This window comes from Tritonibacter sp. SIMBA_163, from assembly GCF_046535935.1.
Lineage (GTDB): Bacteria > Pseudomonadota > Alphaproteobacteria > Rhodobacterales > Rhodobacteraceae > Epibacterium > Epibacterium scottomollicae.
In genome coordinates this window covers 1-259 of sequence record NZ_JAWJBP010000735.1, presented here as the reverse complement: position 1 = coordinate 259, position 259 = coordinate 1, and the positions used below count along the sequence as shown (strand labels likewise).

At 37.1% G+C, this 259-nt stretch carries 1 pseudogene; it reads left to right on the top strand.

The features are described 5' to 3' along the window. Positions 1 to 224: pseudogene (locus R0J92_RS24265) on the top strand (ABC transporter ATP-binding protein); the annotation flags it as partial. Positions 225 to 259: the final 35 nt, after the last annotated feature.

Below are 259 nucleotides of genomic sequence, written 5' to 3'. Positions count from 1 at the left end.
AACCAACCGAGGGAATTCAACCTTCAATTGTGCAAGAAATTGAGGATACTTTAAAGCGAATTAATAAAGAAAAAGGAATTACGGTGTTGGTTGTAGAACAAAAAATTGACTTTGCCCGTCAGCTTGCCCAAAAGTTTTTTATTATGGATAAAGGCGCGATCGTGGCAAGAGGACAAACAGCAGAATTAACTGATTCTTTAGTGAATCAATATCTAACCGTTTAATCCCTCTAAGCGTTTGAGTTTATTAGGTGGGCAAT